Raw genomic sequence first — 23305 nt, forward strand, 5'->3', positions numbered from 1 at the left:
AGCCCGGCCCGCGCCACCTGTATTCAGCATCGGCTGGCACACTCATGCTGACTCAGCACACGAACACGAAAGGATATCGGCGGTGCCGACCAACGAGCAGCGACGTGCGAATGCCAAGCGCAAACTGGAGCGCCAGCAGGAACGCCGGGCACAGCGCGCCCGTCGTAATCGCCTCATCGCGATCGTCGGCGCAGCGCTCGCAGCGGTGGCCGTCGTGATCGCGGTGGTGCTCACCTTCGTTCTCACCAATCAGGACAAGAACAAGCAGGCATCAACCGCCGGCAGCTCACCGACGTCAAACGCATTCCCGGGTGTTCCCCCGTTGCCATCGTTCAAGCCGCCCGCGAACCTGGGCGCCAACTGCCAGTACCCGCCTTCACCGGATCCGGCCAGCAAGCCGGTGAAACCGCCGAGGACGGGCAAAGTCCCCACCGACCCGGCCCAGGTCAGTGTCAGCATGGTGACCGACCAGGGCAATGTCGGCTTGCTGCTCGCCAACAACGAGTCGCCTTGCACCGTCAACAGTTTCGTCAGCCTGGCGACGCAAAAGTTCTTCGACGGCACGCAATGCCACCGGTTGTCCACATCGCCGACCCTGAGCGTGCTGCAATGCGGCGACCCGAAGGGCGACGGCACTGGCGGGCCGGGGTATCAGTTCGCCAACGAATACCCCACCGACCAGTACAAGCCCGACGACCCCAAGGCGCATGAGCCGGTCGTGTACCCACGCGGCACCTTGGCCATGGCCAACAGCGGCCCGAACACCAACGGCAGCCAATTCTTCATGGTGTACAAGGACTCCCAGCTGCCACCCGAATACACCGTCTTCGGCAAGATTCAGGACGACGGGCTGGCCACCCTGGACAAGATCGCCAAGGGCGGCGTCGCCGGTGGCGGTGAGGACGGGTCGCCGACGATTCCGGTGACGATCACGTCGGTGCGGCTCGACTAAGGCGCGCAACGAATTAGGCTGCGGACCCGCTCGAGGGCGGGGGGCTGCCGGGCGTGAACCAGGCGACTTTGGCGTGCCAGGATCGAGCCGAGCCGTACGCGAAGCCGATCGCGCCCAAGCATGCGCACAACCAGACGGGCAGCGTGGTATCGATGCCGATCTCGGCGGTGATCACCTGGATCGCGGTCGCCGCCACACCGAAGCCGGCCGAGGTCAAATACAGGTTGACCGTCGCCGTCGAGCGGGGATCTTCGCGAAGGATCAACAGCACCCTGCCCGCGTAGCTGAACAAATAGATCAGCAGCGCTCCCAGCACCAGCCAGTAGGCGCCGAACCAGAGGGTGCTGACGTGGGCCGGGAACAGGTCATGGTGGTAGCCCTCGTCGGCGATGATGAACACCGCCAGGAGCAGCGGAATGCCCAGCCGCAGCGGCATTTCGATGTGCCGGCGAAAGAGGCTGCGGAGCTGGCGTTCGTGGTCCAGCCGGGCCAACCCGTGGTGGATGATCGCAGTCACCGCGACGATCAGGCAGATGTGGCCGAGCAGATCTTCCACATTCCACCGCCCGGTCATCCGGTGCAGCACGGGTCCCAGGGTGGCCGATGCCCACGGCGACATCAGCAGCACGGCACAGCCTTGCAGGGCGATGTTGAGGGTCGCGCCAGCTTCCCACCGGGACCGCCAGGTGTGGCGACGGATCCACAGGCTGTAGATGATGGCGGCCAGCGTGGCGACGATGAGTGCGGACATCATTGGCACCAACCAACTTACCCGCGGTCGAGTCAGACGGGCGGTTTGGTCGGGTCCGGGTGTAGGTCGCGCAATCTCAGTTTGTGCGGCGTTGATTCGACGTATTCGGTGACCGCCTCGGGCCGGATCAATCCGAAGCGGACTTGTAGGTCGACCGGATTCAGTCCGAAGTACTCGGCGGCTCTGATGAGGTTGTCGGCCGTGATGAGCCTGCCCTCGCGAGCCGCCTTGTAGTACGCCGACTTGCGATAGCCGAACGCCTCATAGACCTCGGTGGCGGCCAGCGGCCTGCCGACAAGGTAGGGCAGCACCACGGTCGGGTCTTTATCTCGGTCTTCCATGAGCTCTCACAGTGCCTTTGGTGGAAAAGGTCCCGATTACCTGGACGTAATAACTATGTTAACTACCGGAGTTCACTTTTTTGGACTAGAGTTTGTTTATATAGCCCAAAGTCTATTGCCGAAGTTGCGACCGCGCGGGAGAAGCCCATGTCGGTACACGAAAACATTCAGGCCCCTGGCCGGCGGCGGCCACACGAGAGATCGGTCGTGCTGCAACTCGCGCAACGGGCGGCGATAGCCGGCGTCGGTGCGCTGGCGATCATCGGCACCGTCGGCAGTGCCGACCTGCTGGGACAAGCCCGCGCGGACAGCCCGCCGTGCGTGGCCGGCCCGACACAACCTTGCCCGGCGCCGGTGCCTGACGCGGCCAATGCGCCGAGTCAACAATCCGGCCCGCAGCTGGTTTGCACGTCAGCGGGAATGTTCGGGCAGCACTGCTACCGCCGATAGCTAGGCCGCCGACGTCACCCGGTAGACGTCGTAGACGCCCTCGACACTGCGCACCACGTCGAGCAGGTGCCCCAGATGCTTCGGATCGCCCATCTCGAAGGTGAACCGGCTGACGGCCACCCGGTCGTTCGAGGTGGTCACCGATGCCGACAGGATGTTGACCTTTTCGTCCGCCAGCGCCCGGGTGATATCCGACAACAGCCGGTGCCGGTCGAGCGCCTCGACCTGAATCGCCACCAGGAACACCGACGACGCCGACGGCGCCCAACGCACCTCGATGATGCGTTCGGCCTGCTGCTGCAGAGACGCGGCGTTGGTGCAGTCGGTGCGGTGCACGCTGACCCCGCCGCCGCGGGTGACGAATCCCATGATCTGGTCGCCGGGCACCGGCGTGCAGCACTTGGCCAGCTTGGTCAGGACCCCCGGAGCGCCCGGCACCGCCACCCCGACGTCGTCGGTGCTGCGCGCGCGGCGCGGCATCGTGGCGGGGGTCGACCGTTCGGCAAGGTCCTCTTCCGCCTGCTCGATACCACCGAGCTCGGCCAGCAGCCGCTGCACGACATGCTTGGCCGAGACGTGGCCCTCGCCGATCGCGGTGTAGAGCGCGGACACGTCGGCGTAGTGCAGTTCGTTGGCCACCGCTGCCATGGACCCGCCATTGACCAAGCGCTGCAACGGAAGTCCGCCGCGGCGCACCTCGCGGGCCATCGCTTCTTTACCGGATTCCAGCGCTTCCTCGCGACGTTCCTTGGCGAACCACTGGCGGATCTTGGTCTTGGCGCGCGGTGACACCACGAACTGCTGCCAGTCCCGCGACGGCCCGGCGTTGGGCGCCTTGGAGGTGAAAACCTCCACAACTTCCCCGTTTTCCAGCTTGCGCTCCAGCGCAACCAGTCGCCCGTTCACCCGGGCCCCGATGCAGCGATGGCCGACCTCGGTGTGTACCGCGTAGGCGAAGTCCACCGGCGTCGACCCGGTGGGCAGCGTGATCACGTCACCCTTCGGGGTGAACACGAAGATCTCTTTGACCGCAAGGTCATAGCGCAACGACTCCAAGAACTCGCCGGGATCGGCGGCCTCACGCTGCCAGTCGAGCAGTTGGCGCATCCAGGCCATGTCGTCGATCTCGGCGGCCGCGTGGGGGTGCGGAACTCCGTTGCGGCCCTTGGCTTCCTTGTAGCGCCAGTGCGCCGCGATGCCGTATTCCGCCGTGCGGTGCATGTTGCGGGTGCGAATCTGCACCTCCAGTGGTTTGCCTTCCGGGCCGACGACGGTGGTGTGCAACGACTGGTATACCCCGTATCGCGGCTGGGCGATGTAGTCCTTGAACCGGCCGGCCATCGGCTGCCACAGCGAATGCACCACGCCCACAGCGGCATAACAGTCCCGGATCTCGTCGCACAGGATGCGGATGCCGACCAGGTCGTGGATGTCGTCGAAGTCGCGGCCCTTGACGATCATCTTCTGATAGATCGACCAGTAGTGCTTGGGACGGCCCTCGACCACGGCATTGATCTTCGCCGCAGTCAGGTTGGCGACGATCTCGGCGCGCACCTTGGCCAGGTAGGTGTCCCGCGACGGCGCACGACCGGCCACCAGCCGCACGATCTCCTCGTACTTCTTGGGGTGCAGGATCGCGAACGATAGATCCTCGAGCTCCCACTTGACGGTGGCCATTCCCAGCCGATGGGCAAGCGGCGCAATCACTTCCAGCGTTTCGCGGGCTTTGCGGGCCTGCTTCTCCGGCGGCAGGAAGCGCATGGTCCGCATGTTGTGTAGCCGGTCGGCCACCTTGATCACCAGCACCCGCGGATCGCGCGCCATCGCGGTGATCATCTTGCGGATGGTCTCGCCCTCGGCGGCGCTGCCCAGCACCACCCGGTCCAGCTTGGTCACCCCGTCGACGAGATGACCGACCTCCTCGCCGAATTCCTCGGACAGCTGCTCCAGCGTGTATCCGGTGTCTTCGACGGTGTCGTGGAGCAGGGCGGCGACCAGCGTGGTGGTGTCCATGCCGAGCTCGGCGAGGATGTTGGCGACGGCCAGCGGATGGGTGATGTACGGATCCCCGGAGTGCCGCATCTGGTCGGCGTGCCGCTGCTCGGCGACCTCGTAGGCGCGCTGCAACAGCGACAGGTCGGCTTTCGGGTGGATCTCGCGGTGCACTGCCACCAGCGGCTCGAGCACCGGGCTGACCGTGCTGCGCTGCGCGGTCATCCGCCGCGCCAACCGGGCCCGGACCCGTCGCGACGCACTTGTGGAGGTCTTCAGTCCGACCCGAGTCTCAGCGGGCAGCGCATCGGGGACGGGCAGCGGCTCGGTGGCTGGCTGCAGGGCCGTGCGCTGATCGTCCGCCACGTTCGTCACCTCCGAGTCCCCAGGATATCGCTCAAATGCGGCGCAAGCTGTGGACCTGAAGCGGGGCGACGACTCCGCGACCGCCCAGCGCGGTCAACTCGAGCACCACCGCGGCCATAGTCACGGTGGCGCCGCAATGCTCGAGCAGCCGCCGCGCCGCGGCCACTGTGCCGCCGGTGGCCAGAACGTCGTCGACGATCACCACGCTGCGGCCGGCCAACTCGATGCCCTCCGCGGGGATCTCCAGACTGGCGGCGCCGTACTCGAGGTCATATTGCTCGGCATGCACCGGCGGCGGCAGCTTGCCCGCCTTGCGGATGGCGAGCATCCCGGTTCCTAACCGAAGCGCCACGGCGCCGCCCACAAGGAATCCGCGGGCGTCAATACCTGCAATCAAGTCAGCGCCCGACGCGATGCCGGCCAGCGCCTCGGTCACCGCGGCCAGCCCCCCGGGGTCGGCGAAGACCGGGGTCAGGTCCTCGAACTGGACACCTGGAACAGGGAAGTCGGCGACGGTGCGGGTCAGCGACACGATGAGGTCAGTCACCGCACCAGGACCCATCGGTCCATGTTCCAGCCCGCGCCCCAGCGGGTGGGGTTGCTGCTGACCGCATACATCTTCTTTGACGCCAAGAGCGAGCGCTGCTGGCGGTAGAGCGGCAACGTCGGCATGTCCTTCCACAGCACCGGCGCGCTCTCGGTCAGCAGCCGGACCTGCTCGGCCGGGTCGGTGGACACCGCCAGAGCGCTGATGATTCCGTCGATCTGGCCGTTGCTGTAGCCGGGCAGGTTGTTGCCGTTACCGGTGTGCAGGGCGTACGCGTCCAGCGCCGACGACCCGGTGGATCCGCTGCCGGTAGCGCCGCCGGTGCTGGCCAACAGCACGTCGATGTGGCCGTCTTTGAGCGTCTGCGGGCCGGTGGAGTCCGAGGTGACGTCGGAAATCTTGATACCGGCCGGGGCGCACGCCTTGGCGATCGCGCCGACGATGGCGGCCAGGCGCGCGTTGGGCGCCCGATAGCCGACCCGCACGGTCAGCGGCGCCCCTCCCAACGCGGCGCGCGCGGCATCGGGATTCGACTTGACGAATTGGCCCGCCTCCGGGACGTTTTCGGCCCGCGCGATGGCGTCTTCGGCGGCGGTATGCAGCCGCGCGTTGGCGATCGGCGACCCGGCATCGCGCGCGATGACGTCACGCGGTGTGCACGAGGCAACCGCGCGGCGTACGAGGCTGTCGGCGAAGCGGCCACGCGGGGCGAAGATCAGCTGCTCGATGCCGTCGGACGCCGAGTCGGTGCGGCGGTAGTTGTCCGGGGTGGCCAGCGACCCGGACGACCCGACCGCGACGTCGACGATGTCGGCGCTCTGGTCGTTGACCCGATCCTGGATGTCGGCTTTCTGCGGCCAGACCGTGATCCGCTTGGTCATCGGCTTGGCGCCCCACCAACGGTCATTCGCGACCAGGACCACCGCACCGCCGTCCATCACCGACTCGATTTTGTACGGCCCCGACGACGGGAAATGCTTGGTATCCAGGCCCGGCTTGAGATCCCACGTCGTGTTCCACAGCTGGGCGATGCGTGCGATGACCGGCGCGTTGTTGCTGAGCAGCGCGGTGGTCACATCGACACCGAGTTCGTCGGCGATGACGTGCGAGGGCATGATCTGGGTCGCGGTGAAAAGCTGCGTGTAGTCGACGACGGTGCGGTCCGGCGCGAATGACACCCGCGCTTTCTTCTGTCCCGGTTGACAGTCGATGGCGGCGATGTCGACGAAGCCGGCCTGGCTGGCGCCGTTGAAACCCGGGAATCGGCCTGCTTGGGCCGCCCACGCCAGCACCAGATCGTCGCAGGTGATCGGTTTGCCGTCGGAGTAGACGGCGTTATCGGCGATCTGGTAGTCGAGCACCAACGGCGCACCGCCGACCACCGAGATGGTGCCGAAGTCATGGTCGGCGACGACCTGACCGTCGGGTCCGTGGTAGCCGAACCCGGTCAGCGTGCGCGCGAAAGCCTGCGCCGCGGCCGACGCGGCACCGGTGACGGTATTGGCGTTGTAGGTGACCAGCACGCCGTCGACGACGTAGTCGATCTGCCCCGCAGCCGTTCCGGAACAACCGGCCAGCATCGACGGCCCGACCGCCGCCAGCGTTGCCACCAGGCAGCTGACGGCCACACGCCGACGCCAGGCAGCCACCGGGCTACCGCTTGTTTCGCTTGCCAGTCGGACGGGAACGGCGGCTACCGGTGGGACGCACCGGCCGCGCGCCAGGGGCCGGCTTGCTCGGCGCCGCACTGGCCGCGACGGTCGCACCGTTTTGCTCCTGCGGCTCGTCGTTGGCCGACTCGGTGCGCGAGGCGCTTTGCCCGGTCCGCTCGACGCCCGCGTTGCGGCGCCGGAGCACCCGCTGGGTGTGTGTGCGCACCAGCTCGGTGCGCTCGCGCAGGCTGACCAGCAACGGTGTGGCGAAGAAGATCGACGAATAGGTGCCGACGATGATGCCCACCAACTGCACCAGCGCCAGGTCCTTCAGCGTGCCCACACCCAACAGCCACACCGCCACCACCAGCAGCGCGATCACCGGCAGCACCGAGATGAGGCTGGTGTTTATCGAGCGCATGAACGTCTGGTTGACCGCCAGGTTGGCCTGCTCGGCGAAGGTGCGCCGGGGTTTGTGCTGGAAGCCTTGGGTGTTCTCCTCGACCTTGTCGAACACGATGACGGTGTCGTAGATGGAGAACCCGAGAATGGTCAGCAGCCCGATGACCGTGGCCGGGGTGACCTCGAAGCCGACCAGCGAATAGATCCCAGCGGTGACGCTCACGTCGAAGAACATCGCGGCCAGTGCCGAGATCGCCATGTAGCGCTCGTAGCGGGCGGTGATGTAGACGGAGACCAGCACCAGGAATACCACCAGCGCGATCACCGCCTTCTTGGTGATCTGACCGCCCCAGGTCTCCGACACCGCCGAATCGCTGATGGCCTGCTTACTGGGCTTCCCGTCCGGGCCCTTGGGCTGGAAACGGTCGAACAGCGCGGTTTTCAGCTTCGCCGTCTGGTCGTTGGACAGCGTTTCCGAGCGGATCTGCACGGTCGCCGAGGAGCCTTTGCCGACGATCACAACCGACTCGGCGTCGACACCGATGGTTTTCCTGAAGACGTCTTCTACCTGGCTGACCTGGACGGTGCCCGTCGCGGCCGAGACAGGCATCGACACCTTGGTGCCGCCGGCGAAGTCGATGCCGAAGGTGAACCCGCGCAACACGATGCTGGCGATCGCGATCGCCACGATCGCTCCGCTGATCGCGTACCACATCCGGCGGCGCCCGACGACTTCGAATGCGCCGGTGCCGGTGTAGAGGCGCGACAGGAAACTGTGGTGCGGCAGCGTGGCGCCGGCATCGTCGGCGACGGCGGCGTCGGACGCGGTGATCTCAACGGCTTCGGTTGCTTTGGAGGACATTTCGCTATCCCCGTCCCGGATGGGCTGCAGCGTAACGTTCACGTGCTACCTGCTGGACCGCTCCCAGGCCGTTGTATGCCGGTTTGGCCAGCGTCGCGGACTTGGACGCCTGGTACACCAGCGGCCAGGTCACCAGGAACACCACGACGATGTCGAGGATCGTGGTGAGGCCCAGAGTGAAGGCGAAGCCCTTCACCTGGCCGATCGCCAGGAAGTACAGCACGGCAGCGGCCAAGAACGTCACCGCGTTACCCGACACGATCGTCTTGCGGGCCCGCGTCCAGCCGCGTGGAACCGCGGACCGGAACGAACGGCCTTCGCGGATCTCGTCTTTGATGCGTTCGAAGAACACGACGAACGAGTCGGCGGTGGTACCGATACCGATGATCAGACCCGCGATGCCGGCCAAGTCCAAGGTGTAGTTGATATATCGGCCGAGCAGCACCAGGATCGCGAAAACCATTGCGCCGGAAGCCACCAACGACAACGCGGTCAGCAATCCCAGCACGCGGTAATACAGCAGCGAGTACACCAGCACCAGCGCCAAACCGATGGCGCCGGCAATCAGACCGGCCCGCAGGGACGTCAAACCCAGTGTCGCCGAGACGGTTTCGGCTTCCGAGGACTCGAACGACAACGGCAGCGAGCCGTACTTGAGGACGTTGGCGAGCTGGCGTGCCGTCTCAGCGTTGAACGGCGGATCGCCGCCGGTGATCTGGGTCCGGCCGCCCGGGATCGCCTCGCGGATCTGCGGTGCGCTCACCACCTCCGAGTCCAACGTGAACGCGGTCTGGGTGCCGACGTGGGCGGCGGTGAAGTCTGCCCAGGTGTTGGCGGCCGCGCTCTTGAACTGGAGGTCGACGACGTAGCCGCCACTGCGCTGGTCCAGCCCCGAGCTGGCGTTTTGGATCTGGTCGCCGCTGATGATGGACGGCGCCAGCAGATAGGCGGTCTTGTGGTCGGTTGAGCAGGTGATCAGTGGCAGCTTGGGGTCGTCGTTGCCGGCCAGGATGTCCTTGTCGCCGCAGTGGATGGCTTCATATCTCAACGCCCAGAACTGCAGATTCTCGTTGGTGCTTTGCCGCCACTCCTTCTCCTTGGCGATGCGGTCGGCGAGGTCCTTGCGGGGATCCGGTGGCCCGGGCTGCACGGGTGCCGGTGCCGCGGGCCGCGGCGGTGCAGGCGTCGGGGCCGGCGACGGCGGCGGCTCTTGCGGGTACGGCCGCGGCTGAGGTGCGGGTGTCGGCTCTTCGGCCGGTGCCGGCGCTGGGGCGGGCGGCTGACCACCGGGAGCAGGGTTTGGATTGCGTGGCGGCGGAGCGGCCTCCGCGGGCAGCGACGTGATCACCGGCCGGATGTAAAGCCGCGCGGTCTGGCCCAGGTTGCGCGCCTCGTTGCCGTTGCTGCCCGGCACCGTGATGACCAGGTTGTCTCCGTCGACGATCACTTCAGAACCCGAGACACCCAGCCCGTTGACCCGGGCGCTGATGATCTGCTGCGCCTGGGACAGCGCTTCCCGTGTCGGCCGGGAGCCGTCCGGGGTCCGTGCGGTCAGCGTGACCCGGGTGCCGCCCTGCAGGTCGATGCCGAGCTTGGGCGCGGCGCGCTTGTTACCGGTGAGGAAGACCAGGAGGTAGACCCCGATGAGCAGGATCAGGAACACCGTCAGGTAACGGGCAGGATGCACCGGCGCCTTAGGCGATGCCACGTTGTTGAGTCTCCTCGCTTGCCGATTTACGACTGCACCCGCAAAGGTTACGTGCCGGTCAGCTCACCTCAGTCTTTGGGCAGTCGCTCCGGGTCGGCGGTGAGCTCGACGGCGTGGGTCTCCTCAACCTCGGGAGCCTCCGGCTCGATGCGGTCCCTGATCGCCAGCTTCATCCAGGTGGTCACCACGCCCGGGGAGATCTCGAGGTCCACCGTGTCGTCGGTGATGCCGGTGACGGTCGCCTGCAGCCCCGAGGTGGTGTGCACCCGGTCGCCGATTTGCAGCGACTCGTGCAGGTCGATGGTGGCTTGCATGGCGCGCCGCTGGCGCCGCGATGCGAAGAACATGAATGCGCCCAACACGATGAGCAGCGGCAAGAAGACAACCAGTTGGTTCACGGCAAAAATCTTTCCTGTTGGTCTTTACAAGTCACCAGTGTGCCATTACGCCTTGACGTACCGACACGACAAGTGGGACAACGGGCACGTGGCCCGCGTCATTGACTCCGACCAGCACCTCTACGAGAGCCGCTCGATGTGGGCCGACTATATCGACCCCGCGGCGCGCCATGACGCGCTGAGCCTGGTCGACGACGAGCTCGGCTACACCTGGCTGAGCTGGCGCGGCACCCATCTCGCCCTGGCCGACGTGCACCTTCCCGGTGACACCGCGTCCTGCGGGGAGCACCGCAAGCGCCAACGGGCCGGCCAGCCGTCCTCCTATCGCTACGACGACGCGCTGCCCGAGCCCTACTGGTTGCCCGCGTCGCGGGTGCAATGGCTCGACGACGCCGGTCTCGACGAAGCGGTCGTGTTCCCCAATTACGGCCTGCTCTGGGAGCGCCGGCTTTCGTCGTCGCTTCCCGCCGTGACCGCGAACATGCGGGCGTGGAACCGGTGGTGTGCGGTGGTAGCTGGCGAGGGCAGAGGGCGGCTGCATCCGGTCGCACATCTCACGCTGCGCGACCCCGACTGGCTCGAGGCCGAGTTGGAGACGCTCGCGCGCGGCGGTGTCAGGCTGGCCATGATCGGCGCCGGCCCGGTGGATGACCGCCCGTTGTCGCATCCAGACCACGACCGGATCTGGTCGGCCTTCGTCGACCACGCCATCACCCCGGTCTTTCACGTCGCCGACCAGGTGCGGGTCTTCGACGACTGCTGGTATCCCGACGACCCGGAGGATCTGGTGCCCGCCACCGAGGCGGTGTTTCTGTGGGTTCCTCCGGCGTTGGCGCTGACCGACCTGATCCTGCACGGCGTCTTCGATCGTCATCCGGGCCTGCGCTTCGGCGTCGTCGAGCTCAGCTCTGCGTGGGTGCCGCAGTTCTTACTGATGCTGGACGGCGCGTCCGACTTCACCACCCGGCTCAACGGGAAGCCGGTGGCGAAGCTGTCCCGCAGGCCCAGCGAGTACTTCCTCGACCACGTCCGGGTGTCCTCCTTCTCCTACGAGGACCCCAAGCGGCTGACCGAGGCGACCGGCGACGTATTCATGTTCTGCAGCGACTACCCGCACTCCGAGGGGACGCTGACGCCGCTCGACGACTACCAGCGGATGGGCTGTCAGGAGCCTCAGATGCCCGGCCTCTTCCACACCAACGTCGACGCGCTGCTTCATCATTGAGCGATGGAGCTCAACGAGGCATTGCGCACCACCGCAGCGATCCGCGACTACACCGACCAGCCCGTCGACGACGCCACGGTGGCCCGGGTGCTCGACACCGCACGGTTCGCGCCCAGCGGCGCCAATGCGCAGGCGTGGCGCGTCGTGGTGCTCAAGGACCCCGAGCGGCGACGCCGGCTGAAGGATCTGTACCTAACGGGTTCCCGGGACTACCTGGCTTTGAGCGTCGCCGGACTGCGGCCCTGGGCGCCGACCAACGACCGGGAAGCCGAGGCCCGTGCCTTGGCCGCCGAAAACCCTTCGGCGCCAGGCGGATTCGCCGAACGATTCGACCAGGCCCCGGTTCTGCTCGCGTTGTTCGCCGACCTGTCGTTGCTCGCCGCGGTGGACCGCGACGCCGACCGATATACGTTTGCCGGCGGCGCCTCGATCTATCCGTTCGCATGGAGCATCCTGCTCGCCGCTCGTGAGGAGGGCCTTGGCGGCGTCATTACTACCATCGCGATTCGCGAAGAGCCGCAGGTTAAGTCGCTGCTCGGCGCTCCCGACACGATGGCGCTGGCGGCGGTGATCGCGTTGGGATATCCAGTGCGTCAGCCGCGCCGGCTCCGCCGCGCACCGGTCAGCTCCTTTGCTACGGTCGACTCGATCGACGGGCCGACGCTAAGCTCACCTGCATGAGAAACCTTATTGGACGGATGACGGCCGTGGTGGTGTTGCCGGCGGCTGCGGCGGCGGTCGTGGCGGTCGCGACGCCAGCCGTGAGCTCGGCGGAACCGCTCAACTGCGAACCCGGCCAGTGGTGGGATCCGACGGCGAACGTGTGCCGGCCACTTGGCGAAGGGCCACAGCCGCTGAACTGCCCGGAAGGCCAGTATTGGAAGCCGGGCGACAACGTGTGCAAGCCACTCGGCCAAGCCTGAACCGCGACAGCCGTCGGCGGTACCGCCGAATAAGAAGGCCCGGATAGGCTGCGGGAGTGCCCGCCGTCGAACAGAGCCGCCACCTCGTCACCGAAATCCCCGGCCCGGCGTCGCTGGAGCTGACCAAGCGCCGGGCCGCGGCGGTGTCCCGTGGCGTCGGGAACACCATGCCGGTGTTCGCTGCGCGCGCCGCCGGCGGAATCGTCGAGGACGTCGACGGCAACCGGCTCATCGACCTGGGTTCCGGCATCGCCGTCACCACCATCGGCAACGCTGCGCCGCGGGTCGTCGAGGCGGTGCGCGCCCAGGTCGCCGAGTTCACCCACACCTGCTTTATGGTGACGCCGTACGAGGGCTACGTCGCGGTCGCCGAGCAGCTCAACCGGCTGACCCCCGGCTCCGGCGAAAAGCGCTCGGTACTTTTCAACTCCGGCGCCGAGGCCATTGAGAACGCCATCAAGATCGCGCGCTCGTACACCCACAAACCCGCGGTGGTGGCGTTCGACCACGCCTATCACGGCCGCACCAACCTGGCCATGGCACTGACCGCCAAGTCGATGCCGTACAAAAGCGGCTTCGGCCCGTTCGCGCCGGAGATCTATCGGGCGCCGCTGTCCTACCCGTTCCGCGACGGGCTGCTCGACAAGGAACTGGCCACCGACGGCGAACTTGCGGCCCGGCGGGCCATCGACGTCATCAACAAACAGGTCGGCGCCGACAATCTGGCCGCCGTGGTCATCGAGCCCATCCAGGGCGAAGGCGGCTTCATCGTCCCGGCGGAGGGGTTCCTGCCGACGCTGCTGGAGTGGTGCCGGCAGCACGACGTCGTCTTCGTCGCCGACGAAGTGCAGACCGGGTTTGCGCGAACCGGGGCGATGTTCGCCTGCGAACACGAGGGCATCGAACCCGACCTCATCTGTACCGCCAAGGCCATCGCCGACGGGCTGCCGCTCTCGGCGGTCACCGGCCGGGCCGAGATCATGGACGCCCCCCACCCCAGCGGCGTCGGCGGCACGTTCGGCGGCAACCCGGTCGCCTGCGCGGCGGCGCTTGCCACCTTCGAAACCATCGAGGCCGACGGGCTCGTCGAGCGAGCACAGCAAATGGAACGGCTGATCAAGGACCGACTGCTGGCATTGCAAGCCGCCGACAAGCGGATCGGCGACGTGCGCGGCCGCGGCGCGATGATCGCCGTCGAGCTGGTAAACCCCGACACCGCCGAACCCGACGCCGAGCTGACCAGCGCCTGGGTCGTCGCCGCGCACGCCGCCGGCGTCATCGTGTTGACGGCCGGAACCTTCGTCAACGTCGTGCGCCTGCTGCCGCCGCTGACGATCAGCGACGAGCTGCTGACCGAGGGTCTCGACGTCTTGGCCGAACTGCTCGCCGAGCTCTAGCCCGCTGTACAACAGCTCACATTTGTTGACAGCGCGCCCCCAGCGGGGAATATCATTAGCTTCGCTAACGTAGTAAATGCCAGGCGCAGCGTGGCGCCGGCCGATTTTTCTCCCGCGACTTACTCAGAAGGTTTCGTTATGCCGATGGATACCCGTGAAGAACGCCTGGAACGTCGCATTGCCGAATTGTCCGCCACTGACCCGCAGTTCGCCGCCGCCCGGCCCGACCCGGCCGTCGCCGCAGCACTCGAGCAGCCCGGACTGCGGCTGCCCCAGATCATCCAGACCGTGCTGGAGGGTTATGCCGACCGGCCGGCCCTGGGCCAGCGCGCCGTGGAGTTCGTCAAGGACCCACAGACCGGACGCACCTCGGTGGAGCTGCTCCCCCGCTTCGAGACCATCACCTACCGCGAGCTGGGCGAGCGCGCCGCCGCGCTGGCCCGCGCGCTGAGCAATGACTCGGTGCAGCCCGGCGACCGGGTTTGCGTGCTGGGCTTCACCAGCGTCGATTTCACCACCATCGACGTGGCATTGGGCCAGATCGGCGCGGTGGCGGTTCCGCTGCAGACCAGCGCGGCGATCACCCAGCTGCAGCCGATCGTGACCGAGACCGAGCCGGCTGTGTTTGCCGCGAGCGTCAACCAGCTCCCCGACGCCGTCGAGCTGATCGTGAGCGGCCATCAACCCGCCAAGCTCGTGGTGTTCGACTACCACCCTGAGGTCGACGACCAGCGCGAGGCGGTGGAAACCGCCCGGGCGCGGTTGGCGGGCACCGCAGTGGCAGTCGAGACGCTGGCCGATCTCCTCGAGCAAGGCAAGAGCCTGCCTGCCACGTCGCTCACCGTGCCCGACGACGGTAATGACCCCCTGGGCTTGCTGATCTACACCTCCGGCAGCACCGGCGCACCGAAGGGTGCCATGTACCCGCAGCGCAATGTCGGCAAGATGTGGCGACGGTCGAGCAGGAACTGGTTCGGCGAGAGCATCGCCTCGATCACCTTGAACTTCATGCCTATGAGCCACGTCATGGGACGCGGCATCCTCTACGGCACGCTCGGCAACGGCGGCACCGCTTACTTCGCGGCCAAGAGCGACCTTTCGACGCTGCTGGAAGACCTCGAGCTGGTGCGCCCCACGGAGTTGAACTTCGTGCCGCGCATCTGGGAGACCCTGTTCGGCGAATTCCAGCGCCGGGTGGATCGGCGATGCACCGAGGGCGCGGAACGATCCGCGGCCGAAGCCGAGGTTTTGGCCGAGCTGCGCGAGTACCTGCTGGGCGGGCGCTTCATCTTCGCGATGACGGGCTCAGCACCCACCTCCCCGGAGTTGAAGAGCTGGGTGGAGTCCCTGCTCGAGATGCACCTGCTGGACGGCTACGGGTCCACCGAGGCCGGAATGGTTTTGTTCGACGGTGAAATCCAACGCCCACCCGTTATCGACTACAAGCTGGTCGACGTGCCGGATCTCGGCTACTTCGCCACCGACCGCCCGTATCCGCGCGGCGAGTTGCTGCTCAAGACCGAGAACATGTTCCCCGGCTACTACAAGCGGCCGCAGATCACCGCCGAGGTGATCGACTCCGACGGCTACTACCACACCGGCGACGTTGTCGCCGAGGTCGGACCTGACCGGCTGGTGTATGTGGATCGGCGCAACAACGTGCTCAAGCTCGCCCAGGGCGAGTTCGTCACGCTCGCCAAGTTGGAGGCGGTGTTTGGCAACAGCCCGCTGGTGCGCCAGATCTATGTCTACGGCAACAGCGCTCACCCATATCTGTTGGCGGTCGTCGTGCCGACCGAAGAGAACGCGTCGAAGGCAGCGATCGCGGAGTCGCTGCAGAACGTGGCCAAAGAGGCCGGTCTGCAGTCCTACGAGGTGCCGCGCGACTTCATCATCGAGACCACACCGTTCACGGTGGAGAACGGTCTGCTCACCGGCATCCGCAAGCTGGCCTGGCCCAAGCTCAAGGCGCATTACGGCGAGCGGCTGGAACAGCTGTATGCGGAGCTGGCTGAGGGCCAGGCCAACGAGCTTCGTAGCTTGCGCGAAAGGGGTGCCGACGCACCGGTGCTGGACACCGTCAGCCGCGCCGCCGCCGCATTGCTGGGCACAGCCAGCAGCGACTTGTCACCGGATGCGCACTTCACCGACTTGGGTGGAGACTCGTTGTCCGCGTTGACATTCGGCAACCTGCTGCATGAGATCTTCGACATCGACGTGCCGGTGGGTGTGATCGTCAGCCCGGCCGGCGACCTGCAAGTCATCGCCGACTACATCGAGGCGCAGCGTAACGGCGCCAAGCGGCCGACCTTCGCCGGTGTGCACGGTCGGGATGCGACCGAGGTGCACGCCAGTGATCTCACACTGGACAAGTTCATCGACGCCGCCACGCTGGCCGCGGCACCCGAGCTGCCGCAGCCCAGTCCCGAGGTGCGGACCGTCCTGTTGACCGGAGCGACCGGGTTTTTGGGCCGCTACCTGGCCCTGGAGTGGCTGGAGCGGATGGACCTCGTCGACGGCAAGGTGATCGCCCTGGTGCGGGCCAAGTCCGACGAGGATGCGCGGGCCCGGCTGGACAAGACCTTCGACAGCGGCGACCCGAAGCTGCTTGCGCATTACCGGGATCTGGCCGCCGACCACCTGGAGGTCATCGCCGGCGACAAGGGCGAGGCCAACCTCGGCCTGGACCAGGCGACATGGCAGCGGCTGGCCGACACGGTCGATTTGATCGTCGACCCCGCGGCCCTGGTCAACCACGTGCTGCCCTACAGCGAGCTGTTCGGACCCAACGCGCTGGGCACTGCGGAGCTGATCCGCATCGCGCTGACAACCAAGCAGAAGCCCTACACCTACGTATCGACGATCGGGGTGGGTGATCAGATCGAACCCGGCAAGTTCACCGAGGACGCCGACATCCGCACGATCAGCCCGACCCGGCGGATCGACGACAGCTACGCCAACGGCTACGGCAACAGCAAGTGGGCCGGCGAGGTGCTCCTGCGCGAGGCCAACGACCTGTGCGGGCTGCCGGTCGCGGTGTTCCGCTGCGACATGATCCTGGCCGATACCAGCTATGCCGGTCAGCTCAATGTCCCCGACATGTTCACCCGGATGATGCTGAGCCTGGTGGCCACCGGCATCGCGCCCGGCTCGTTCTACGAGCTGGACGCGGACGGCCATTGGCAACGCGCCCACTACGACGGCCTGCCGGTCGAGTTCATCGCCGAGGCCATCTCCACGTTGGGGGCGCAGAGCCTTGAGGACGTCGGCGGCTTCCAGACCTACCACGTGATGAACCCGTACGACGACGGCATCGGGATGGACGAGTTCGTCGACTGGCTGGTCGGGGCCGGCTGCTCGATCCAACGCATCGATGACTACGGTGACTGGCTGCCGCGCTTCGAGACCAGCCTGCGGGCCCTGCCGGAAAAGCAGCGCAACGCTTCGCTACTGCCGCTGTTGCACAACTACCAGAAGCCCACAACGCCGATCAACGGGTCGTTGGCACCGACCGACCGGTTCCGTGCGGCCGTCCAGGACGCGAAAGTTGGCCCGGACAAAGACATTCCGCACATCACACCGGCGATCATCGCCAAGTACGTCAGCGATCTGCGACTGCTGGGCTTGCTCTGACGAGCAGTTCCAGCTGAGCTACCGGTTCGCGCTCTCGCGGCGCCGACGGAAGAGGCTCCGGCGCTCGCGCCGGTGCGACTCGACCGAGGCCGGTTGCCCGACCTGCGTCATCGCATTGGGCGACACTTCCGGCGCCGAGAAGGGCCCTGACGCATCCGCCGCCGCCACCTCGGGCTCGGGCGCGGGTGCCAGTTCCACGTCGCGTGCCATCCGGACCGAGAGGCGCGCCAAGACCGCTCCGGCCAGGAACACGATGAGCGCACCCAGCCCGGTGAAGTAGCAGACCTCGAGCACAGCCCGCTTGAGGTCGGTCGCCCCGACCGGGTGGCCGACGTCGCCGATCCGCAATGTCGATGCGAATGCGCGACCGACAACGAACCAGGCACCGGCGAAGGCCGCCAACCAGCCGCCGAACATCGCGGTGGCGCGGTTTCCCGACACCATCAGCAACAGACCGCCCAGCGCGGCGGTGGCGCCCGGGAACACCTCCAGCCAGCCACGCGCAGCAGTCCACGCCCATGCGCGGTCCGGGGTGTACGCGAAATTGAAATACGGCCCGACAAATGGGGCCAATGCCCCCCAAATACCGAGGATCAGCAGGAGCAATCCGCTTACCGCTCCGCGGCTGCGCGGCATGTGCAGGCTGCCGAAACCTGACCGCGAGTGATTCATCGAGAGTCTCCTCAAACAGTGGACACCGGTGGTGTCAAGTGCGTGCTGAGTACCCAAACCCGCTGGCGATATAACCGTCGCGCCAGCGCAATGTCACGCTAGTCGGTGACCAGCCCGATCACCAGCAGCACGATGGCGATTAACGGAAAGATTCCCTGGGTTATCGCGGCCCGGGCCTTATCGGGTGACGATGCCAGCAGCACGACCGCGGCCGACGCCATCGATCCGACCCCAGCGAAAACAAGCGCAGCTCCAATGCCGTTGTGCCCCAAGGCAACCGCGATGACTCCGATGGCGGTGATGATCGCCAGGAACAAGTTGTAGAAGCCCTGGTTGAATGCGAGCAGCTTGGTGGTCTCGGCTTCCTCGGGCGTGGTGCCGAATGTCGCGCGGGTGCGCGGGCTGCTCCAGGTCAGCGACTCCATCGTGAATATGTAAACGTGCAAAAGTGCAGCCAGCACGGCGAATATCAACCCGGCGGTGACCATCGCGCCCTCCTATTCGAACAGCGCCGGCTGCCCGAGGACTCCTACCGGCGGCGTCATCCCCAGGTGGGTCCATGCCTGCGGCGTCGCGACCCGGCCGCGCGGCGTGCGCGCGATCATGCCTGCCCGCACCAGAAATGGCTCGCACACCTCCTCGACCGTGGCGGCCTCCTCCCCGACCGCCACCGCCAGCGTCGACACCCCGACCGGACCGCCCCCGAAGCTGCGGGTCAACGCCGACAGCACCGCACGGTCCAGGCGGTCCAGGCCGAGCTCGTCGACGTCGTAAACCTCCAGCGCCGACTTGGCGACGTCGCGGGTGATGACGCCGTCGGCACGCACCTCGGCAAAATCGCGGACCCGGCGCAACAACCGGTTGGCGATCCGCGGCGTGCCCCGTGACCGTAGGGCGATCTCCGCGCCTGCGTCGGCGCCCAGCTCGATGCCCAGGATGCCCGCGGAGCGGGCCAACACCCGCTCCAGCTCCGCGGGCTCATAGAAATCCATGTGCGCGGTAAACCCGAACCGATCACGCAGAGGGCCGGTCAGCGCGCCGGAGCGGGTGGTCGCACCGACCAGGGTGAACGGCGCGACCTCCAGTGGAATCGATGTCGCCCCAGGGCCTTTGCCGACGACGACGTCGACGCGGAAGTCCTCCATAGCCAGGTAGAGCATCTCCTCGGCGGGGCGGGCGATGCGGTGAATCTCGTCGATGAACAGCACGTCATGCTCGACGAGGTTGGACAGCATCGCCGCCAGGTCGCCGGCGCGTTCCAGCGCCGGCCCCGACGTCACCCGCAGCGACGACCCCAGCTCGGCGGCGATGATCATTGCCAGCGACGTCTTGCCCAGCCCGGGCGGGCCGGACAGCAGGATGTGATCCGGTGTGCTGCCACGGTTTTTGGCGCCCTCGATGACCAGCTGCAGCTGCTCACGAACCCGCGGCTGACCGATGAACTCGCGCAGCGAGCGTGGCCGCAGGCTGGCGTCGATGTCGCCCTCGCCGACGGTGAGCGCGGCGGAGACTTCCCGGTCCTCGGGCTCGTCGTCCTCGAAGCGACTCATTTCTTACCCAACATCGACAGGGCGGCGCGCAGCGCGGTCGACGTGGTGGCTTCCGGCTCATTGGCCATCACTTTGTCGATGGCCTCCTCGGCTTGCTTGGCCGCAAAGCCAAGTCCCACAAGGGCTTCCACGACAGGACCGCGGACCGCGTGGCCGTTGACCGATGCTACCGCCGCACCTGTGCCCACCGGCCCGATCTTGTCGCGCAGCTCGAGCACCATCCGCTCGGCGCCGCGCTTCCCGATGCCGGGCACCCGGGTGAGCGCGGTGACGTCGCCGTCGGCCAGTGCCTGGCGCAGCGCGGGCGCGTCGTAGACCGCGAGGGAGGCCAGCGCGATCTTGGGTCCGACACCGGAGACCCCCAATAACGTCAGGAACAGGTCGCGGGCGTCGGTGTCGGGAAATCCGTAGAGCGTCATCGAATCTTCGCGCACGATCATCGCGGTGATCAGCCGGGCCTCGCTGCCGCGGCGCAGCGTCGCCAGGGTCGACGGCGTCGCCATCAACTTGTAGCCCACCCCCGCCGCCTCGATGACGACGTGATCGAGAGCGACGTCGAGCACCTCTCCGCGGACAGACGCGATCATGTTGCCGCCTTGACTTTCGCCGCAAACCTTTTGCGCTGCTCGGCCGCCATGGCCTCGGCCGCGGCCATCCGCGCGAGCATCGGGGCCCGCCAACAGTGACAGATCGCCAGCGCCAACGCGTCGGCGGCGTCGGGCGGCGTCGGTTTGGCTTGCAGTGCAAGGATTTTCGTGACCATCTCGGTGACCTGCGGTTTGCCTGCTCGGCCGTTGCCGGTGACCGCGGCTTTGACCTCGCTCGGGGTGTGGAAGTGCACGTCGATGCCGCGTTTGGCCGCCGCCAGCGCGATCACGCCACCGGCCTGCGCGGTGCCCATCACGGTCGACACATTCTGCTGGGAGAACACCCGCTCGATGGCCATGACGTCGGGCTGATGCGTGTCCAGCCAATGGTCGACGTGCTCGCTGATCATCAGCAGCCGCCTCGGCACCGATTGGTCGGCGGGCGTGCGCACCACGTCGACGTCAAGCGCGGTGAGCTGGCGGCCGCGCCCGGTCTCGACCACCGACAGCCCGCAGCGGGTCAGTCCCGGGTCGACGCCCATCACGCGCACGTCACGCTCCCTCGATGCCGAACGGTTGTTCGATACCCTACTGGGCGGGACCGACAACGCCCGGTAGGACACGCGGGGCGCTAGTCCTCGTCGAGCGCCGCCAGCACCTCGTCGGAGACGTCGACGTTGGTCCACACGTTCTGCACGTCGTCGCTGTCCTCCAGCGCGTCGACCAGCTTGAACACCTTGCGGGCGCCGTCGAGGTCGACCGGCACGCTGACCGACGGCTGGAAGCTGGCCTCCGCGGAGTCGTAGTCGATGCCGGCGTTCTGCAGGGCGGTCCGCACCGCCACCAGGTCGCCGGGCTCGGAGATCACCTCGAAGCTGTCACCGAGGTCGTTGACGTCCTCAGCGCCCGCGTCGAGCACCGCGGTGAGCACGTCGTCCTCGGTCAGCCCGTCCTTCTCCAGCGTCACCACGCCCTTGCGCGAGAACAGGTAAGCCACCGATCCGGGGTCGGCCATGCTGCCGCCGTTGCGGGTCATCGCGACCCGGACCTCGCTGGCGGCGCGGTTGCGGTTGTCGGTCAGGCATTCGATCAGCACGGCCACCCCGTTGGGACCGTAGCCCTCGTAGGTGATGGTTTGCCAGTCGGCGCCACCGGCCTCCTCGCCAGCACCGCGTTTGCGGGCCCGTTCGATGTTCTCGTTGGGCACCGAACTCTTTTTCGCCTTCTGGATCGCGTCGTACAGCGTCGGGTTGCCCGCCGGGTCGCCGCCGCCCACGCGGGCCGCGACCTCGATGTTCTTGATCAGGCGGGCGAACATCTTGCCGCGCCGCGCGTCGACGACGGCCTTCTTGTGCTTGGTGGTGGCCCATTTGGAATGGCCGCTCATCCCCTACTACCTCTTCTGTCGCTTCGAAAGTTCGCCAGACGAGTCTACGTGGACCGATCAGGCGCGCCCGTTGACGATGTCGACGAACAACCGGTGGATGCGGCGATCACGCGTCATCTCCGGATGGAACGCCGTGGCCAACACCGGGCCCTGCCGCACCGCCACCACATGATCGGCCGCCCGGGCCAGCACCTGCACCTCAGGCCCGCACCGCTCCACCCACGGCGCGCGGATGAACACCGCGTGCACCGGCTCGTCGAAACCACCGAACGCGATATCGCCTTCGAAGGAGTCGACCTGACGTCCGAAAGCGTTGCGCCGCACGGTCATATCGATACCGCCCAAAGGTAGGGCCTCGCGGCCGCCCGCGCCTGCGTCGAGAATCTCGCTGGCCAACAGGATCATCCCGGCGCACGCGCCGTACGCGGGGAAGCCGTCCGTCAATCGGGTGCGCAACGGCTCCAGCAGATCGAGGTCGCGCAGCAGATGACTCATCGTGGTGGACTCCCCACCGGGGATGACCAATGCGTCGACGGTGTCGAGTTCGTCACGGCGCCGCACAGGCACTGGGTCGGCACCCGCGTCGCGCAACGCCGCCAGGTGTTCTCGGGTGTCGCCCTGCAGCGCCAAGACACCGATGCGCGACGGGCTCATTGGCTGCCCGGACGGAAATCACGCTTGTAGCGGGTCAACCCCTCCTGCATGACGGCGGCAACCATCTCGCCGTACTGGTTGAAGATCTTGCCCTGGGTCAGCGAGCGACCGCCGGTCGCCGACGGCGACGACTGGTCGTAGAGCAGCCACTCGTCGGCGCGGAACGTCCGCATGAACCACATGGCATGATCCAGCGACGCCACCTGCAGATGCGACCGCTCCTCGAGGTGGGTGACCTGGGCCGATCCCAAGAGCGTCAGGTCGCTCATGTAGGCCAGCGCGCAGATGTGCAGCACCGGATCGTCGGGCAGCGGATCGCGATGCCGAAACCACACCTGCTGCTGCGACGCGAGCCCGGGCAGCAGTACCAATTTCTCCCGCGGCACGATCCGCACGTCCCATTCTTCGAATTGGCGAAATCCCGCGTCGTCGAACACTTTCATCGACTTCAACCCGGGCAGGTCGTCCGGCGGCGGCGCCGACGGCATCACGTCCTGGTGGTGGATGCCCTCCTGATCGGTCTGGAACGACGCCGACATGGAGAAGATCGTTTCGCCGTGCTGGATGGCGTTGACCCGCCGGGTGCAAAACGAGCCACCGTCGCGCAGACGCTCGACCAGAAAAACCGTGGGCGCCTGGGCATCTCCGGGCCGGATGAAGTAGCCGTGCAGTGAATGCACCAGAAAGTGCGGATCGACCGTGCGCACCGCCGACACCAACGACTGTCCCGCCACATGCCCGCCGAAGGTGCGCTGAAAGTAACCCGATTCCGGGCTGAACACCCTGCCGCGGTAGATGTTGACCTCGAGTTGCTCGAGATCAAGGATCTGCTCGATCGACACGCTATGACCGTCTG

The 23305-nt window shown here is 66.9% G+C and carries 23 protein-coding genes; 7 read left to right on the forward strand and 16 right to left on the reverse strand.

Translation table 11 applies throughout. From position 1 onward, the window contains the following. Positions 1 to 82: 82 nt before the first annotated feature. Positions 83 to 952 (forward strand): peptidylprolyl isomerase, encoded by an 870-nt coding sequence (locus tag AWC06_RS03295; protein WP_085194340.1) that lies wholly within the window; start codon positions 83 to 85, stop codon positions 950 to 952. Between the two features lie 13 nt (positions 953 to 965). Here the strand turns inward: AWC06_RS03295 and AWC06_RS03300 are convergent, their stop codons facing one another. Together AWC06_RS03300 and AWC06_RS03305 are read right to left on the reverse strand one after the other, a co-directional pair. Then, positions 966 to 1706, reverse strand: coding sequence for a hypothetical protein (locus AWC06_RS03300; RefSeq protein WP_085194342.1), 741 nt, complete (start codon positions 1704 to 1706; stop codon positions 966 to 968). A 29-nt stretch (positions 1707 to 1735) separates the two neighbouring features. Beyond that, positions 1736 to 2044: a hypothetical protein gene (locus tag AWC06_RS03305; RefSeq protein ID WP_085194343.1), complete on the reverse strand. Its 309-nt coding sequence runs from the start codon at positions 2042 to 2044 to the stop codon at positions 1736 to 1738. A 147-nt stretch (positions 2045 to 2191) separates the two neighbouring features. On the opposite strand from AWC06_RS03305, the gene AWC06_RS03310 reads away from it, so the two are divergent. Next, the gene (locus AWC06_RS03310; RefSeq protein WP_085194345.1) at positions 2192 to 2494 is read left to right on the forward strand and encodes a hypothetical protein; all 303 of its coding nucleotides are present in this window, start codon (positions 2192 to 2194) and stop codon (positions 2492 to 2494) included. On the opposite strand, the gene AWC06_RS03315 is transcribed toward AWC06_RS03310, so the two are convergent. From AWC06_RS03315 to yajC, 6 genes are all read right to left on the reverse strand, one after another. Next, the gene (locus AWC06_RS03315; protein WP_085194608.1) at positions 2495 to 4852 is read right to left on the reverse strand and encodes a RelA/SpoT family protein; all 2358 of its coding nucleotides are present in this window, start codon (positions 4850 to 4852) and stop codon (positions 2495 to 2497) included. Positions 4853 to 4883: 31 nt separating this feature from the next. Then, the gene (locus tag AWC06_RS03320) at positions 4884 to 5414 is read right to left on the reverse strand and encodes an adenine phosphoribosyltransferase (protein ID WP_085194347.1); all 531 of its coding nucleotides are present in this window, start codon (positions 5412 to 5414) and stop codon (positions 4884 to 4886) included. Continuing rightward, positions 5396 to 7048, reverse strand: coding sequence for an ABC transporter substrate-binding protein (locus AWC06_RS03325; protein ID WP_372458121.1), 1653 nt, complete (start codon positions 7046 to 7048; stop codon positions 5396 to 5398). The genes AWC06_RS03320 and AWC06_RS03325 overlap by 19 nt, the downstream gene beginning before the upstream one ends. A gap of 4 nt (positions 7049 to 7052) precedes the next feature. Beyond that, a complete protein-coding gene (gene secF / locus AWC06_RS03330) occupies positions 7053 to 8315 on the reverse strand; it encodes a protein translocase subunit SecF (RefSeq protein ID WP_085194349.1) in 1263 nt (420 codons plus the stop codon). Positions 8316 to 8319: 4 nt separating this feature from the next. After that, positions 8320 to 10023 (reverse strand): protein translocase subunit SecD, encoded by a 1704-nt coding sequence (gene secD, locus AWC06_RS03335; protein WP_085194351.1) that lies wholly within the window; start codon positions 10021 to 10023, stop codon positions 8320 to 8322. A 68-nt stretch (positions 10024 to 10091) separates the two neighbouring features. Then, positions 10092 to 10421 (reverse strand): preprotein translocase subunit YajC, encoded by a 330-nt coding sequence (gene yajC / locus AWC06_RS03340; protein ID WP_085194354.1) that lies wholly within the window; start codon positions 10419 to 10421, stop codon positions 10092 to 10094. Between the two features lie 52 nt (positions 10422 to 10473). On the opposite strand from yajC, the gene AWC06_RS03345 reads away from it, so the two are divergent. The 5 genes from AWC06_RS03345 to car all read left to right on the forward strand — a co-directional run bounded on the left by AWC06_RS03345 (position 10474) and on the right by car (position 17599). Further along, the gene (locus tag AWC06_RS03345; protein ID WP_139819888.1) at positions 10474 to 11646 is read left to right on the forward strand and encodes an amidohydrolase family protein; all 1173 of its coding nucleotides are present in this window, start codon (positions 10474 to 10476) and stop codon (positions 11644 to 11646) included. Positions 11647 to 11649: 3 nt separating this feature from the next. After that, on the forward strand, positions 11650 to 12327 hold the full coding sequence (locus AWC06_RS03350; protein WP_085194358.1) for a nitroreductase family protein: 678 nt from the start codon (positions 11650 to 11652) through the stop codon (positions 12325 to 12327). Next, on the forward strand, positions 12324 to 12569 hold the full coding sequence (locus AWC06_RS03355; protein ID WP_139819889.1) for a hypothetical protein: 246 nt from the start codon (positions 12324 to 12326) through the stop codon (positions 12567 to 12569). Before AWC06_RS03350 ends, AWC06_RS03355 begins: the two co-directional genes overlap by 4 nt. A gap of 56 nt (positions 12570 to 12625) precedes the next feature. After that, positions 12626 to 13966: a 4-aminobutyrate--2-oxoglutarate transaminase gene (gabT, locus tag AWC06_RS03360; protein ID WP_085194360.1), complete on the forward strand. Its 1341-nt coding sequence runs from the start codon at positions 12626 to 12628 to the stop codon at positions 13964 to 13966. Positions 13967 to 14104: 138 nt separating this feature from the next. Continuing rightward, positions 14105 to 17599 carry a carboxylic acid reductase gene (gene car / locus AWC06_RS03365; RefSeq protein WP_085194362.1) on the forward strand — a complete coding sequence of 1165 codons (3495 nt, stop codon included), beginning with the start codon at positions 14105 to 14107 and terminating at the stop codon, positions 17597 to 17599. A gap of 18 nt (positions 17600 to 17617) precedes the next feature. Here the strand turns inward: car and AWC06_RS03370 are convergent, their stop codons facing one another. The 8 genes from AWC06_RS03370 to tesB form a co-directional block, all read right to left on the reverse strand. Then, the gene (locus AWC06_RS03370) at positions 17618 to 18271 is read right to left on the reverse strand and encodes a hypothetical protein (RefSeq protein WP_139819890.1); all 654 of its coding nucleotides are present in this window, start codon (positions 18269 to 18271) and stop codon (positions 17618 to 17620) included. Between the two features lie 98 nt (positions 18272 to 18369). After that, entirely contained in the window at positions 18370 to 18759 is a 390-nt protein-coding gene (locus AWC06_RS03375; protein WP_085194364.1) for a DUF1304 domain-containing protein, read from the reverse strand. Between the two features lie 9 nt (positions 18760 to 18768). Next, positions 18769 to 19821 (reverse strand): Holliday junction branch migration DNA helicase RuvB, encoded by a 1053-nt coding sequence (ruvB, locus tag AWC06_RS03380; RefSeq protein ID WP_085194365.1) that lies wholly within the window; start codon positions 19819 to 19821, stop codon positions 18769 to 18771. After that, on the reverse strand, positions 19818 to 20408 hold the full coding sequence (ruvA, locus tag AWC06_RS03385; RefSeq protein ID WP_085194367.1) for a Holliday junction branch migration protein RuvA: 591 nt from the start codon (positions 20406 to 20408) through the stop codon (positions 19818 to 19820). The genes ruvB and ruvA overlap by 4 nt, the downstream gene beginning before the upstream one ends. Next, positions 20405 to 20959, reverse strand: a complete 555-nt coding sequence (ruvC, locus tag AWC06_RS03390) for a crossover junction endodeoxyribonuclease RuvC (protein ID WP_085194369.1) — start codon at positions 20957 to 20959, stop codon at positions 20405 to 20407. Before ruvC ends, ruvA begins: the two co-directional genes overlap by 4 nt. 80 nt (positions 20960 to 21039) lie before the next feature. Then, complete coding sequence (locus AWC06_RS03395) at positions 21040 to 21795, reverse strand: YebC/PmpR family DNA-binding transcriptional regulator (protein ID WP_085194371.1); 756 nt, start codon at positions 21793 to 21795, stop codon at positions 21040 to 21042. Positions 21796 to 21852: 57 nt separating this feature from the next. Beyond that, a complete protein-coding gene (gene pdxT, locus AWC06_RS03400) occupies positions 21853 to 22449 on the reverse strand; it encodes a pyridoxal 5'-phosphate synthase glutaminase subunit PdxT (protein WP_085194372.1) in 597 nt (198 codons plus the stop codon). Beyond that, on the reverse strand, positions 22446 to 23291 hold the full coding sequence (gene tesB / locus AWC06_RS03405) for an acyl-CoA thioesterase II (protein WP_085194374.1): 846 nt from the start codon (positions 23289 to 23291) through the stop codon (positions 22446 to 22448). Before tesB ends, pdxT begins: the two co-directional genes overlap by 4 nt. Positions 23292 to 23305 lie beyond the last annotated feature (14 nt).

It is taken from the genome of Mycobacterium fragae (assembly GCF_002102185.1).
GTDB classification, from domain to species: domain Bacteria; phylum Actinomycetota; class Actinomycetes; order Mycobacteriales; family Mycobacteriaceae; genus Mycobacterium; species Mycobacterium fragae.

What these genes read in the sequence shown, in the direction of transcription:
- AWC06_RS03370 (WP_139819890.1), bottom strand. Translation starts at nt 18,271, where the DNA reads ATGAATCACTCGCGGTCAGGTTTCGGCAGCCTGCACATGCCGCGCAGC.
- secF (WP_085194349.1), bottom strand. Translation starts at nt 8,315, where the DNA reads ATGTCCTCCAAAGCAACCGAAGCCGTTGAGATCACCGCGTCCGACGCC.
- AWC06_RS03350 (WP_085194358.1), top strand. Translation starts at nt 11,650, where the DNA reads ATGGAGCTCAACGAGGCATTGCGCACCACCGCAGCGATCCGCGACTAC.
- AWC06_RS03310 (WP_085194345.1), top strand. Translation starts at nt 2,192, where the DNA reads ATGTCGGTACACGAAAACATTCAGGCCCCTGGCCGGCGGCGGCCACAC.
- car (WP_085194362.1), top strand. Translation starts at nt 14,105, where the DNA reads ATGCCGATGGATACCCGTGAAGAACGCCTGGAACGTCGCATTGCCGAA.
- AWC06_RS03305 (WP_085194343.1), bottom strand. Translation starts at nt 2,044, where the DNA reads ATGGAAGACCGAGATAAAGACCCGACCGTGGTGCTGCCCTACCTTGTC.
- AWC06_RS03395 (WP_085194371.1), bottom strand. Translation starts at nt 21,795, where the DNA reads ATGAGCGGCCATTCCAAATGGGCCACCACCAAGCACAAGAAGGCCGTC.
- AWC06_RS03375 (WP_085194364.1), bottom strand. Translation starts at nt 18,759, where the DNA reads ATGGTCACCGCCGGGTTGATATTCGCCGTGCTGGCTGCACTTTTGCAC.
- AWC06_RS03300 (WP_085194342.1), bottom strand. Translation starts at nt 1,706, where the DNA reads ATGATGTCCGCACTCATCGTCGCCACGCTGGCCGCCATCATCTACAGC.
- ruvB (WP_085194365.1), bottom strand. Translation starts at nt 19,821, where the DNA reads ATGAGTCGCTTCGAGGACGACGAGCCCGAGGACCGGGAAGTCTCCGCC.
- AWC06_RS03320 (WP_085194347.1), bottom strand. Translation starts at nt 5,414, where the DNA reads ATGGGTCCTGGTGCGGTGACTGACCTCATCGTGTCGCTGACCCGCACC.
- ruvA (WP_085194367.1), bottom strand. Translation starts at nt 20,408, where the DNA reads ATGATCGCGTCTGTCCGCGGAGAGGTGCTCGACGTCGCTCTCGATCAC.
- AWC06_RS03355 (WP_139819889.1), top strand. Translation starts at nt 12,324, where the DNA reads ATGAGAAACCTTATTGGACGGATGACGGCCGTGGTGGTGTTGCCGGCG.
- pdxT (WP_085194372.1), bottom strand. Translation starts at nt 22,449, where the DNA reads ATGAGCCCGTCGCGCATCGGTGTCTTGGCGCTGCAGGGCGACACCCGA.